The sequence below is a fragment of the Nocardia sp. NPDC003999 genome, from assembly GCF_053604885.1.
This window is the reverse complement of the sequence record NZ_JBSGIB010000020.1, coordinates 45,527-58,855: the sequence shown is the minus strand read 5'-3', so window position 1 is coordinate 58,855 and position 13,329 is coordinate 45,527. Positions and strand designations below refer to the sequence as shown.

12 protein-coding genes and 1 pseudogene are annotated in these 13,329 nt (G+C 70.3%); 6 read left to right on the top strand and 7 right to left on the bottom strand.

The genetic code is table 11. The features are described 5' to 3' along the window. Window positions 1–133: 133 nt before the first annotated feature. Together ACWESM_RS29310 and fadD11 are read left to right on the top strand one after the other, a co-directional pair. Window positions 134–343, top strand: a pseudogene (locus ACWESM_RS29310) (enoyl-CoA hydratase/isomerase family protein); the annotation flags it as partial. A 644-nt stretch (window positions 344–987) separates the two neighbouring features. After that, a complete protein-coding gene (gene fadD11 / locus ACWESM_RS29305) occupies window positions 988–2,829 on the top strand; it encodes a fatty acid--CoA ligase FadD11 (protein WP_452494496.1) in 1,842 nt (613 codons plus the stop codon). On the opposite strand, the gene ACWESM_RS29300 is transcribed toward fadD11, so the two are convergent. From ACWESM_RS29300 to ACWESM_RS29270, 7 genes are all read right to left on the bottom strand, one after another. Next, the gene (locus tag ACWESM_RS29300; RefSeq protein WP_364435040.1) at window positions 2,813–3,892 is read right to left on the bottom strand and encodes an MBL fold metallo-hydrolase; all 1,080 of its coding nucleotides are present in this window, start codon (window positions 3,890–3,892) and stop codon (window positions 2,813–2,815) included. The genes fadD11 and ACWESM_RS29300 overlap by 17 nt on opposite strands. A 43-nt stretch (window positions 3,893–3,935) precedes the next feature. Continuing rightward, window positions 3,936–5,174 carry a cysteine--1-D-myo-inosityl 2-amino-2-deoxy-alpha-D-glucopyranoside ligase gene (gene mshC / locus ACWESM_RS29295; protein ID WP_452494494.1) on the bottom strand — a complete coding sequence of 413 codons (1,239 nt, stop codon included), beginning with the start codon at window positions 5,172–5,174 and terminating at the stop codon, window positions 3,936–3,938. A gap of 137 nt (window positions 5,175–5,311) precedes the next feature. Continuing rightward, window positions 5,312–5,734: a hypothetical protein gene (locus tag ACWESM_RS29290; protein WP_355078009.1), complete on the bottom strand. Its 423-nt coding sequence runs from the start codon at window positions 5,732–5,734 to the stop codon at window positions 5,312–5,314. 78 nt (window positions 5,735–5,812) lie between these two features. Next, on the bottom strand, window positions 5,813–6,622 hold the full coding sequence (locus ACWESM_RS29285; protein ID WP_356966099.1) for an SCO1664 family protein: 810 nt from the start codon (window positions 6,620–6,622) through the stop codon (window positions 5,813–5,815). A gap of 4 nt (window positions 6,623–6,626) precedes the next feature. Continuing rightward, window positions 6,627–7,211 carry a DUF3090 domain-containing protein gene (locus ACWESM_RS29280; protein ID WP_355078007.1) on the bottom strand — a complete coding sequence of 195 codons (585 nt, stop codon included), beginning with the start codon at window positions 7,209–7,211 and terminating at the stop codon, window positions 6,627–6,629. A gap of 71 nt (window positions 7,212–7,282) precedes the next feature. Continuing rightward, window positions 7,283–8,041, bottom strand: coding sequence for a histidine phosphatase family protein (locus ACWESM_RS29275; protein WP_355078006.1), 759 nt, complete (start codon window positions 8,039–8,041; stop codon window positions 7,283–7,285). A 16-nt stretch (window positions 8,042–8,057) separates the two neighbouring features. Then, complete coding sequence (locus ACWESM_RS29270; protein ID WP_355078058.1) at window positions 8,058–8,987, bottom strand: undecaprenyl-diphosphate phosphatase; 930 nt, start codon at window positions 8,985–8,987, stop codon at window positions 8,058–8,060. Window positions 8,988–9,268: 281 nt separating this feature from the next. On the opposite strand from ACWESM_RS29270, the gene ACWESM_RS29265 reads away from it, so the two are divergent. The 4 genes from ACWESM_RS29265 (at window position 9,269) to ACWESM_RS29250 (ending at window position 13,305) form a co-directional block, all read left to right on the top strand. Continuing rightward, a complete protein-coding gene (locus tag ACWESM_RS29265; protein ID WP_355078005.1) occupies window positions 9,269–10,228 on the top strand; it encodes an aldo/keto reductase in 960 nt (319 codons plus the stop codon). 83 nt (window positions 10,229–10,311) lie between these two features. After that, window positions 10,312–11,301 (top strand): heme/hemin ABC transporter substrate-binding protein, encoded by a 990-nt coding sequence (locus ACWESM_RS29260; RefSeq protein WP_355078057.1) that lies wholly within the window; start codon window positions 10,312–10,314, stop codon window positions 11,299–11,301. Beyond that, the gene (locus ACWESM_RS29255; protein WP_364435050.1) at window positions 11,298–12,392 is read left to right on the top strand and encodes a FecCD family ABC transporter permease; all 1,095 of its coding nucleotides are present in this window, start codon (window positions 11,298–11,300) and stop codon (window positions 12,390–12,392) included. Before ACWESM_RS29260 ends, ACWESM_RS29255 begins: the two co-directional genes overlap by 4 nt. 82 nt (window positions 12,393–12,474) lie before the next feature. Continuing rightward, window positions 12,475–13,305 carry a heme ABC transporter ATP-binding protein gene (locus ACWESM_RS29250; RefSeq protein WP_452494490.1) on the top strand — a complete coding sequence of 277 codons (831 nt, stop codon included), beginning with the start codon at window positions 12,475–12,477 and terminating at the stop codon, window positions 13,303–13,305. Window positions 13,306–13,329 lie beyond the last annotated feature (24 nt).

The window sequence follows — 13,329 nt, the reverse complement described above, 5'->3', positions numbered from 1 at the left end:
TTCGGTACCTGTTACCTGCTGAAATATTTAGCGCGCGTGGGTGGATCGCGCGCGGATCTGCTCAGCGAGGTGCCCGGCAGCGGCGTGCGGGCCGTACTCGCCGTCGGTCCCCCACCCCTTTGACCCCTGTTTTCACCATTCCCTTCACCCCGCGATGGCCGCGCTGATCCAGGTCGAGCTCACCCCGAAAAGCGCCGTCGCCTCGATGACCACCGGCCGCCGCTTCGGCGGCGTCGACGCCGCGGTAGCGCTGCTGGCCCCGCTGGGCGGCAAGGACCCCGGCACTCTCGGTGCGATCGAGAACACCATGTACGCCGCCGCCGTCACGGGACTGACCACCTAGCGCTCCGGCCACCGTGCGGGGCGCACTCGAAATTGCTGCGTCGCAATAATTCTCCCTTATTCCGTGGGTTGGTAATTCCTGATGGATTGCTGTGTCACGCCTTTTCCTCGGCTTCACGGTGAAGTCGTCGACGGAATGCGGCACGGTGGGAGCGGGAATCTTGTCATCGGACCGGGTGATGGCCGAAGCCGGAGAGATGGCGATGAATCCCAGCTCAGCGCGTATCAGAGGTGGAACACCGGCGGTCACCCCGCCCGGTGCAGGCCGGTTTCTGTTTATTCATTCCTCGTTCACGAGAAAGACGATCGCGTCATACACGCTGCTGACTTCGTGTTTTCTACTGAAAGGGAGCGATCGTGGAATTGCTGACAGTTCTCGCCGACCTCATGACCGCCGTGTTCCAAGCCGGTAGCGGCAGCGCGGCCTGACCCGCCCCGCCGCGGCGGTCGGTCCGCGACCCCATCGCCCGGCGCGGCGGGCAGCGGAATCCGCACGGCCGGAACCGCCGATCCCGTTGCCGGAGAGTGGTTCGGTCGTGCGCGGACGAACCGGTCGTGGATCCGGAAACGGGCGAAAACGCCCCGCCGAGCACGGTCGGACACCTACGGTCTGGGAAAGCCGGGTGTACCGAACGGGGTTGTGCGATGACCGAACCGAACACGTCCTGCGCCGCATTCCAGCACAGCGCCGCGATCGATCCGGACGCGGTGGCCGTCCGGTCCATCGGCAGCGGACAAACGCTCACCTGGCGCGTGTACGCCGAAGAAGTGCGCGCGGTCGCGGCGGGCCTGGCCGCGCTGGGTGTCGGGCGCGGCGACACGGTGGCATTGATGATGGGCAACCGGGTGGAGTTCTATCCCCTGGAAGTCGGCGCGCAGCACACCGGCGCGACCTCGTTCTCGGTGTACAACACCCTCTCGCCCGAACAACTGACCTACGTGTTCGCCAACGCGGGCAATCGGGTGGTGATCTGCGAGCAGCAGTACCTCGAGCGGATCCGTGCCTGCGGCACGCCGATCGAGACCATCGTCTGCATCGACGCCACGCCCGAGGGCACCGTGGGGCTCGACGAACTGAAAGCCATGGGCCGCCCCGATTTCGACTTCGAGGCGACCTGGCGGGCCGTGGGGCCAGACGACGTGCTCACCCTCGTCTACACCTCCGGCACCACCGGCAACCCCAAGGGCGTGGAGATCACCCACGCCAATCTGCTGGCCGAAGCGCGAGCGTTCCACGCGGTGCTGCCGGTGGAGTTCGGCGACCGGCAGACCTCCTACCTGCCCTCGGCGCACATGGCCGACCGGTTCTGCTCGCTGTATCTGCAGCAGGTGTACGGCACGCAGATCACCGTGGTGCCCGACCGGTCGCTGCTGCCGGCCGCGTTGGCCGACGTGCACCCCACCATCTGGGGCGCGGTGCCGCGGGTGTGGGAGAAACTGAAGGCCGCCATCGAGTTCTCCGTCGCCGCCGAACCCGACGACGCCCGGCGCGGTGCGCTGCGGTGGGCGCTGGACGTGGCGGCGCGCAAGGCCGACGCCCAGCTGCGTGGCGAACCGATCGATGACCAGCTGGCGGCCGAATGGGCGCGGGCCGACGAGCAGGTGCTGTCGGCGTTGCGCGCCGGAATCGGTCTGGACCGACTGAAGTGGGCGATGTCGGGCGCCGCGCCGATTCCACCGCAGACCCTCGGGTTCTTCTTCGGCATCGGCATCCCGATCTCGGAGATCTGGGGCATGTCCGAACTGACCTGCGTGGCCAGCGCCTGCTCGCCGGAGCAGGCGCGGCTGGGTTCGGTGGGCCGGATGCTGCCGGGAATGCAGTGGCGGATCGCCGAGGACGGGGAATTCCTGGTGCGCGGGCCACTGGTGATGAAGGGCTACCGCAAACAGCCGCGGCAGACCGCCGAAGCGCTCGACCCGGACGGGTGGCTGCACACCGGCGACATCATGTCCGTCGACGCCGAGGGGTATCTGCGGGTGGTCGACCGCAAGAAAGAGCTGATCATCAACTCGGCGGGCAAGAACATGTCCCCGGCCAACATCGAGAACGCGATCAAGGCCTCGACGCCGCTGGTGGGCGCCATCGCCACCATCGGGGACGCGCGCCCGTACAACACGGCGCTGATCGTCATCGACGCCGAGACCGCGGCACTGTATGCCGCCGAGCACGCGCTGCCGGATGCCTCGGCGGCGGCGTTGGCGGCCGAGGACGGGGTGATCGCCGCGATCGCGCGCGGCGTGGCGGCGGGCAACGCCACGTTGTCGCGGGTCGAGCAGATCAAACGGTTCACCGTGCTGCCGGTGTTCTGGGAGCCCGGCGGCGACGAGGTCACCTTGACGATGAAGTTGCGGCGCAAGCCGATCGCCGACAAGTACGCCGAACAGATCGCACAGCTCTACGCCGAAGACCTCGCCGCGACCGTGCACGAACCCGACGGGCAGCGATCCCGCGCCGGCGGCGCGGACACGCTCACAGCTGGAAGGTGAGCCGCTGTGGGCGCACGTAGTCGGCCGGATCGTGCAGGGTGCGCAGTTCCGGTCGCCGTGGCGCGGTGATCCGTTCCAGTTCCGCGCGCAACGGTGCGTCGTAGGTCGCCGCGCTCGCGGTGAGTCCGGGCAGCCAGTTGTCGTGATGGCTCGGCACGAACAGCGCGGGGGTGAGGGCTTCGATGTAGGTGCGGGGATCGCGCAGCCCGTTGCTGATCTGGTTGTAGCCCTGCACCGCGCCGATCTGCACGTCGGTGGCCGGGAGCGCGGCGAGGGTGTCGAAGACCTGCGGGGCGCGTTCGGTGAGCGGTCCGGTCGAGTCGTGCCACACCAGGCACAAGCCCGGCACCCGGAACTGGTACAGCAGCACCCCTCCTTCGGGGTCGCGCAGCCGCGGCACACCTTGCAGCAGACCGCTCAGCGTCGGCGGGTGGGTCAGCACGATGCCCGGTTGCGGGCGGGGAAAGAAGCGCGGTGATCCGCCGACGGGATCGGACGGGGTGCGTGCGGAGTGCAGGTGCCGCACGACGGTCACCTCGACCGCGCCCACAGCGAAATCCTCCCGGGTGCCGATCGCGGTGCCCGCGTCACCGTGCACGGCGGTGGGGAACGCTGGATCGGTGACCTGTGCGGCGATGCTCGCGCAGTGCTCGGCGGTGCCGTGTACGACCGCGCCGCTGGCCTGGGCGATGCGTCCGGCGTCGGCGGCGTGATCGAAGTGGCCGTGGCCGATGAAGATCGCCGCGGGTGCCAGGTCCACCAGGTCCTGCGGGGTGGCGGGGACGTAACCGGTGCTGGTCAGCCGGGGCACCCACGCGTCGAGCAGGAACACCGAACCGCCGATGGCCAGGGCGAAGGTGGTGCAGCCGACCCACGACAGCACGACCCGGTCGGTGCGCAGGGCGCCGGTCTGCGGGTCGACGGTGTCGGCGCCGAAGAAGCGGGCGCGCGCGGCGATCGTGCGCGGGTCGGCGGGATCGGCCGCCGGCCGCAAGACGCCTGCGCTGAGGGAGGTCAGTTTGCCGCCGGGGCCGAACAGGCCGAGGCCGGGAAGCTTGCACACCCCCGTACCCCATCACGTGCGGGGGATGCGGGCAAGAGACCGGCTACAGGCGTACGCCCAGCAGGGCGTCGACGGCGGTGGTGATCAGCGCGGGGGCGTCGGTGTCCTGGCCGCCGTAGTCCAGTGCCTGGCGGGCCCAGTTGTCGAGGGCGTCGAGCGCCTTGGGGGTGTCCAGATCGTCGGCCAGGTGCTGGCGCAGGCGGGCGACGGTGTCGGTGGCCGACGGGCCCGCGGGCAACGCGGTGGCTTCGCGCCACAGCTCCAAGCGCTGCTGCGCCCGCTCGAGCAGGGCGTCGGTCCACATCCGGTCTTGCCGGTAGTGGCCGGCCAGCAGGCCGAGGCGGATGGCGGACGGGTCGACGCCGCCGCGGCGCAGCGTGGACACCAGCACGAGGTTGCCGCGGGACTTCGACATCTTCTCCCCGTCCAGCCCGATCAGGCCGGCGTGCACGTAGTGGCGGGCGAAGCGGCGGCCGGCGATGAGCGACTCGGCGTGCGCGGCGGAGTATTCGTGGTGGGGGTAGATCAGGTCGCTGCCGCCGCCCTGGATGTCGAATTCCGGGCCGATGCGGTTCAACGCGATCGCCGAACACTCGATGTGCCAGCCGGGTCGGCCCGGGCCGAACGGGGCGGGCCAGGACGGCTCGCCGGGCCGCGCCGCGCGCCACAGCAGCGCGTCGATGGTGTCGCGTTTACCGGGACGGTCCGGGTCGCCGCCGCGTTCGGCGAACAGCCGCTGCATGGTGGCGCGGTCGTAGCCGGATTCGTAACCGAACTGGTCGGTGGCGTCGGCACGGAAGTAGATGTCGGGGTACTCGGCGTCGTCGACGACGTAGGCGGCGCCGGAAGCCAGCAGTTTCTGCACGAATTCGACGACCTCGTCGACGGATTCGACGGCGCCGACGTAGTCGCGGGGCGGCACGATCCGCAGCGCGGCCATGTCCTCACGGAACAGGTCGGTCTCCGCCGCGCCGAGGTCGCGCCAGTCCACGCCGTCGCGGGCGGCGCGTTCGAACAGCGGGTCGTCGACGTCGGTGACGTTCTGCACGTAGTGCACGTCGTGGCCCGCGTCGCGCCACAGCCGGTTGACCAGGTCGAAGGTCAGGTAGGTGGCGGCGTGCCCGAGGTGGGTGGCGTCGTAGGGGGTGATGCCGCAGACGTACATGGTGGCGGTGGGGCCGGGGGTGACCGGGCGCACCAGACGGTCGGCGGTGTCGTACAACCGCAACGGCGGTCCTGCTCCAGGGACGGTGGGGAGGGCGGTATCGGACCAGGACTGCATGCTTACGAGGGTAAAGGTGTGGTGGAGATCATCGGGCCCCGGCCCGGTCGCCGCGCCCATGCGGCCGGTAGGGTCGCCTGCCGCGACCTGCGTCTTCCAGCAAATCGTGGGATGTCAATAATTACGGTTTCGCTGAATCAGCTGTCGGTGCCGCGGGTGGGATCGGTGACGGTGTTGGGGCCGATCGCGAACGTCCCGTCCAGTTCGGGGATGTCGGGATCGGTGTCGGCGAGCGCGAGCTGAGTGAATTCGCCGCGCGCGACGTCGAACTCGAGTTCGTGATAAGCGACCGTATCGCCCCAGTCCGCGGAAGGCAACGAGATGAACCGCATGGTGAACCGCCCGGAGTCCACCGAACCCTCGGTCATGACGTAGACGCCGAAGTGGTTCTCCCCCGCCGAGCTCAGCCAGTAGACGCCGTTGTCGTAGAGGTGCAGGTCGGTGTCGGGGTAGGGCTTCTTGTCGTAGAGGTGCACGTAGTGCAATGCGATGCGGTAGGTCGGCGCGCCGACGGCGACCCGCACCACCGGCGCCGCGCGATCGGGAGTGGAGTGGGGCATCGCGTCCTCCTCGTCGTCGCGCCGAGCGCTCGAAGCTTCAACTGTGCCAGGAAACCCCGCGCACGGCAGCGGTCGCGATCAGAACGCCGGCCACGGAATGGGCCGGGAGGTGCGCGGCAGCGGCATCACCGGGTCGTCGAGCACCTGTTGGGTGCGTTCGATCAACGCGTCGATCTCGGCGTCGGTGATGTGCTCGCCGAGCGTGTCGGCGAACGCGCCCGGCAACTGCTTGGCGAAGGCGGTGATGTCGGCGATCAGCCCGTCGTCGATGGGCTGCCCGGCCCAGCCCCACAGCACCGTGCGCAGTTTGTGGTCGGTGTGCAAGCAGATGCCGTGGTCGACGCCGTAGACCTGCCCGTCCACCCCTTCCAGCGCGTGCCCGCCCTTGCGGTCGGCGTTGTTGAGCAGGACGTCCAGCACCGCCATGCGCTGCAACCGCGGATCGTCGGCGTGGATCAGCGACACTTCGTTGCCGACGTCGTCCACCGCGCGCAGCACCTCGCGGAAGCCGTCGGGCACCGCGCCCGCGGGGCACAGGTCGATCAGGTCGAGGCGGTCGCCGCGGTCGGTGTGGTTGTCGACGCCCACGACCCAGCGTTGCACCATGCCGAAGCCGAAAGGGCCGTCGCGCAAGATGGTTTCGGGGATCACGCCCCAGCCGATCGCCTCGGAGATCAGATACGAGGCCACCTCGCGTCCGGCCAGGGTGCCGTCGGGGAAATCCCACAGCGGTCGTTCGCCGCGGATCGGTTTGTAGACCACCCGCAGGGGTGTCTCGCCGGTGGCGGTGTCGTTCACGTCGCAGACCAGGGTGACGTTGCTGGCGGTGCTGACCCGCCCGATCACGGTCAGTTCACCGTTGTGGAATCCGTCCCCGGCCTCGGCCACCGAATCACTCCTCCATTTCGGCCGCGCCGAAGATCTCACCGCGTTTGTAGCCGTTGGTGCGCACGCACATGTGCCCGCGCGCCGACAGCGGCTCACCGCACAGCGGGCACGGCGGGCGGCCCGCGGCGATCACCCGGGTGGAGCGCAGCGCGAATTCGCGGGCTTGGATCGGGGTGAGGAACACCCGCACCGCGTCGGGCCCCTCTTCGGTGTCGTCGAGGACCACCGACTCGTCGACCTCGGTCTCGGTGATCGCCAGCAGTTCCACCACCACCGCGCCCGCGTCGGCGTCCCAGCCCAGGCCCATGGTGCCGACACGGAACTCGGCGTCGATGGGGGTGACCAGCGGTGCGTTGTCGGCGACGTCCTCGGCCTGCGGGGGCACTTCGGCGCCGAAGCGGCGCGCGACCTCGTCCAGCAGCAGACCCATCCGGTCGGCGAGCACCTTGACCTGCTGCTTTTCCAGCAGCACGCTGACCACGCGCGGTTCCTGCACGGCCTGCAGATAGAACGCGCGATCGCCCGGCTCACCGACGGTCCCGGCGACGAAACGATCGGGGGTGCGGAATACATGGATTGCGCGTGACACATGCACCTCCTGATATGACCCTGATCGACTACCCGCGGCGCGGGGATTCCATACAACGACCGCTCGGTTGTTTACAAGGAATCTCGACGCTCCGCATTCCCATTATCCGCACTTGCGCTATTGCCGAGCTCGCCACCGGGGACTGGTCCGGAGACCTCGGGTCCCGGCGTCGACGACGACGCCGCTTGCTGTTGAGCGCCGGAGGCGGCGAGGGCCGACAGGTCGGCGCCGGTGTCGTTGAGCCGCCACACGTACGGTGCGGTCGGGGTGTAGCGCACGACGCTGAGCGAGGCCGGTTCGACGAGGATCCGCTGGAAGCCGTCGAGGTGGATGCCCAGGGCGTCGGCGAGTACCGACTTGATCACGTCGCCGTGGGTGCACGCCACCCACAGCGCGTCGCGGCCGTGCTGGGTGGCCAGGGCGCGGTCGTGTTCGCGGATCGCGGCGACCGCGCGGGCTTGTACTTGCGCCAGCCCTTCTCCGCCGGGGAACACCGCGCCGGAGGCGTGCCGTTGCACGACCTTCCACAGCGGTTCCTCCAGGAGTTCGGCGATGGGCCGCCCGGTCCACTCGCCGTAGTCCACCTCGACCAGCCGGTCGTCGAATACCGGTTCCAGCCCGAACTTTTCCGCCAGCGGCGCGACCGTGCGCTGGCAGCGCAGCAGCGGGGAGTGCACGATTCGTTCGATCGGCAGCCCGGCCAGTCGTTCGGCCACGGCCCTCGCCTGCTCCTCGCCGCGCTCGGTGAGCTCGACGCCGGTGCTGCGACCGGCCAGGGTGCGGGCGGTGTTCGAGGTCGACACACCGTGCCGCAACAGGATCACCGTCATGCGGTCAGCCTAGCGATCATGTCGCCGAGACCACCCCGCCCGCCAGCAGACCCATGAGGATCGCGCCCAGCACGATGCGGTAGCCGACGAACCAGTACAGCGAGTGCCGTGCCACGAAACGCAGCAGCCACGCCACCGACGCGTAGCCGACCGCGAACGCCAGCACGGTGGCCACCAGCAGTTGCGGTCCGCTGGCGTTGAGGCCCTCACCAGCGGGTTCGAACGCGTCCGGCAGGCTGAACAGGCCCGAGGCGGTCACGGCCGGGATGGCCAGCAGGAACGAAAACCGTACGGCCGCTTCGCGCTCCAAGCCCAAAAACAGGCCCGCGGTGGAGGTGGCGCCCGAGCGCGAGACACCGGGGATCAGCGCCAGGCACTGCGCGAAACCCATGGCCAGCCCGTCACGGGTGGTCAGTTGCTCGATCGGGCGATCCTTGCGGCCGAAGTGTTCACCGGCGGCGATGACCAGGGCGAAGAAGATCAGCATGAACGACACCAACCATAGATTGCGGGCGCCGGTGCGGATCTCGTCTTTGAGCAAGAATCCCAGCACACCGATCGGGATGGTGGCGATGATCACATACCAGCCGATGCGGTAGTCGAGTTCGCGCTGGGCCTGTTCGTCGAAGACGCGCTTGTGGTCGGCGGTGATGACCGGAAGTCTCGTCGTGGGCTGATCGTGCAGCGGGATCTGCTGGCGACCGCGCGTGGTCAGTTGCTCGCGCAGACCCGCGAACCAGGCCAACAGGATCCGCCAGATGTCCTTGGCGAAGTACACCAGCACCGCGGCCTCGGTGCCCAGCTGGGTGACCGCGGTGAACGAGGCGCCCGCGTCGTCGCCGAAGAAGACCGACGAGACGATGCGCAGATGCGCCGAGGAGGAGATCGGCAGGAACTCCGTCAGTCCCTGCACCAGACCCAGCACCAAGGCCTGCACCCAGGTCATCGACTCGCCGACCACGAACCATCCTCCACTTCCGCGCGGAATACGCGTTGCTACCTGGGCATTGGTGCGGCGATCGGTCGATTCTTCCTGACCACCGCGCCAATCACGCAGCGACAGTACAGTGTCGAGGCCGCGGCGGCGTGCCCGGCCGTGGCGCTGCCGCCGCCGCGCGGGTCGCGGGTGTGCTCGCCGCACCCGAGCGCGACCCACTGTGCTGGTGGCCGCCGAGTCGCGTATCCACACTCTAGGCTTGGCGCCGTGACGAATGCGCGGACACGGTGATGGAACAGCGGACGGTGGGCCGCAGCGGCCTGCGGGTGTCGCGGATGGGCCTGGCGACCCATACCTGGGGTGCGCACACCGACGCCGAGGACGCGGCGGGGCAACTGGTGGCGTTCGTCGAGGCGGGCGGCACACTGGTGGACACCTCCCCCGCCTACGCGGGCGGGGCCGCGCAGCGGATCCTGGCCGAATTGCTCGGTGACCTGGTCTCCCGCGACGAGCTGGTACTCAGCGGTTGCGCCGGGATCGCGCCGTGGGGATTCGCCGCGGCGGGGATGCCGGAGGCGGCGCAGGTCACCGTGGACACCTCGCGGCGGGCGCTGCTGCGGCAGCTGGACCGCACGCTGCTGGAGTTCGGCACCGACCATCTCGACATCTGGAATGTCGCGGTGTGGGATCCGCGGACGCCGTTGGAGGAGGTCGCCTCGACGTTGGAGCAGGTGGTGCGCTCGGGCCGGGTGCGTTACGCGGGGGTGCGCGGGTTCGGGGCCTGGCAGCTGGCCAGTCTGGCCGCGGTGGCGCCGGTGACCGCGGCGCAGACGCCGTATTCGCTGCTGGCGCGGGGGGCGGAGACCGATGTCGTGCCCGCCGCGCGGTTCCACGGTGTCGGGGTGATCGCCTCGGCGCCGTTGGCGGGCGGCATCCTCACCGGCAAGTATCGCGACGGTGTTCCCGCTGATTCGCGCGGCGCCGACGAGGCGACCGCGGCGGAGATCCGCAGTGGTCTCGACGACCGCGCCACCCGGGTGGTGGATGCGCTGGTGACCGCCGCGGACGGGTTGGGCACCTCGCCGCTGGCGGTGGCGCTGGCCTGGATCCGGGACCGGCCGGGTGTGGCGAGCATGATCGTCGGCGCCCGCGATATCGGGCAGCTCACCGGCGTGCTGGCCGCCGAGACCCTGGAGTTGCCGCGGGCGATCGCCGCGGCCCTGGACGACGTCAGTGCACGCGCGGAGTGACACAGATTAGCCTTGCCTGCATGAGCACTGCAGCGGCCAGGGGTGGGAGTCGGATCCGAACCGGATGGCGGCGCGCCCTGCCGATGTTGTTCGCGGTGAGCTTGCTGGCGGTGGTGGTCGCGTGTGGTACCGACGCCGGGTCCTCGCACGGCGGGCACGGGCCGACTACGGCGACGCTGACCGATCTGGATCCGGTGCCCATCGGGCCGGAGCCCACGCCCACGCTGCCGGTGACGGTGCGTTCGTTCGACGGCGCCGAGGTGACCGTCACCGACGCCTCCCGCATCATCGCCGTGGATCGCTACGGCACCCTCGCCCAGATCGTGTACGCGCTGGGGCTGGGGCCCAAGCTGGTGGGCCGCAGCACCTCGGCGGCGTTTCCCGCGGTGCGGGATGTGCCGAACGTGGCCGGGGGCAACGGGTCGCTGAATGTGGAGTCGGTGCTGGCGATGCGGCCGTCGGTGTTCTTGACCGACACCACCAGCGCGGCGCCCGCGGTGCGTGAGCAGTTGCGTGCGGCGGGGGTCACGGTCGTGTACTTCGATCCGGAGCGCACGATGGACGGGGTGGTGCCGCAGATCGAGGCGGTCGCGGGCGCGTTGGGGGTGGCGCAGCGGGGGCAGGCGCTGGCGCAGCGAACCCGCGACGAGATCGCCGCCGCGAGCGCCGCGGTGCCCGCGCAGGACCCGCAGCTGACCATCGCGTTCCTGTATCTGCGTTCCACCGCGATCACGATGCTCGCCGGGCCGGGGTCGGGTGCGGACGCGTTGATCGCGGCGTTGCGGGCGCGGGACGCGGGCGCGGTGGCCGGGGTGAAGGAGCCGTTCACGGCGATCACCAGTGAGGCCATGATCGGCGCGGCGCCGGATGTGCTGCTGGTGATGTCGGACGGGTTGAAGTCCGTCGGCGGTGTGGAGGGGCTGGAAAAGGTGCCGGGGATCGCGCAGACCCCGGCGGGCCGCGACCGGCGTGTGGTGGACATGTCGGATGCGGTGCTGCTGAGTTTCGGGCCGAACACCGGCCGGGTGATCGCGGCGTTGAGCGCGGCGGTGTACGGCACCGGGCACGCATGAGCGTCTCGGAGACGGACACCGCGCGGCCGCCGGTGCCGCCGCTGCCGAAGTCGCGGGGCCGTTCGCGGGTGCTGCTGGTGTTCGCGGTGGCGGTGGCCGGGCTGGTCGCGCTGGCGGTGGCGTCGGCGGCGATCGGTCAGGTGCCGACGACGCCCGCCGAGGTCGCGGGCAGCGTATTGCACCGGATCGGGCTGGATGTGGGGCCGATGCCCGCGCATCCTGCCGGTGAGGTGACGTTGTGGCAGGTGCGGTTCCCGCGGGTGGTGCTGGCGATGCTGGTCGGTGCGGCGCTGGCGACAGCGGGTGCGTTGTTGCAGGGTGTGTTCGCCAATCCGCTGGCCGAGCCGGGCGTGATCGGGGTGTCGGCGGGGGCTGCGGTCGGTGCGGGCGCGGTCATCGTGGTGGGTGGGGCGTTCGTGGCGGCGTGGTCGGTGGCGGCGGCGGCGTTCGTGGCGGGGCTGGCGACCACGTTGCTGGTGTATCTGCTGGCGCGCTCGGGTGGGCGCACCGAGGTCGTCACGCTGGTGTTGACCGGTGTCGCGATCAACGCGTTCGCGGGCGGATTGATCGCGCTGCTGCTGTTCGTGGCCTCCCCCGCCGCGCGCGATCAGATCGTGTTCTGGCAACTGGGGTCGCTCAACGGGGCCACCTGGGAGTCGGTGGGTGTGGTCGCGCCGCTGGCCGCGGTCGGGGTGGCGGCGGCGGTGCTGCTGGCGCCGCGGCTGGATCTGCTGGCGCTCGGAGAGTCGGCGGCCCGCCATCTGGGTGTCGACGTGGAGCGGTTGCGGCGCAACGTGATCGTGGTGGTGGCGATCCTGGCCACCGCCGGTGTCGCGTTCACCGGCATCATCTTGTTCGTCGGTCTGATCGTGCCGCATCTGGTGCGGATGCTGGTCGGCCCTGCCCACCGGATCCTGATCCCGCTCAGCGCCGTGGTCGGCGCGGTGGTGTTGCTGGCCGCCGACGTCGCCGCCCGTTCCCTCGTCGACAACGCCGACCTGCCGCTGGGCATGCTCACCTCCCTCATCGGCGGCCCGGTCTTCTTCTACCTGCTGCGCCGCACCCGCGCCCGGGCCGGAGGCTGGGCATGAGCGGGCCGCGCCGAGTGGCGCATGGCTGCGGTGAACGCCGAGAAGACCTCTCGATGGTGTGCCACTCGACGGGAGATGTGGGGTGAAGGTGCGGGTTGTGCACGAGGTGCCGGGGTGGCCGCGTCGGGGCGATGTGACGGTGCGGGCGTCGGGGGTGAGTGTGGAGCGGCGCGGGGGCGGGCAGGCGCGGCGGGTGCTCGACAGTGTGGATTTCGAGGCGGTGGCGGGGCAGGTCGTCGCTCTCGTCGGGCCCAACGGGGCCGGTAAGTCGACGTTGCTGGCCGCGTTGGCCGGTGAGTTGGCGCCGAGTGCGGGGACGGTGGAGCTCGACGGGCAGCCGTTGGCGCACTGGACGACGTTGGACATGGCCCGGCGGCGGGCGGTGTTGCCGCAGACCCACACCGTCGGGTTTCCCTTCACCGCGCGGGAAGTGGTGGCGATGGGCCGCGCGCCGTGGGTGCGCACCGAACGCCGCGAACACGACGAGAAACAGATCGCCGCCGCGATGGCCGCCACCGATGTCGCTCATCTGGCCACGCGATCGTTCCCGACTCTGTCCGGTGGTGAACGCGCCCGGGTGGCGTTGGCGCGTGTGCTGGCGCAGGACACCGCCACCCTGCTGCTGGACGAGCCGACCGCCGCGCTGGACCTCGGCCATCAAGAGGCCGTGCTGCGTCTGGCCGCCGAGCGCGCCGACGACGGCGCCGCGGTGGTGGTCGTCTTGCACGATCTGGGTGTCGCGGCCGCCTACGCCGACCGCGTCGCGGTCCTGGACTCAGGTCGCATCGCCGCCGACGGTCCACCCCGTGAGGTGCTCACCACCGAACTGCTCACGCGGGTCTACCAGCACCCGGTCGAAGTGCTCGACCACCCGGTCACCGGGGCACAACTGGTGCTGCCGGTGCGCCGCTGACCGCAGCAGCGGCACCGCCTGCCG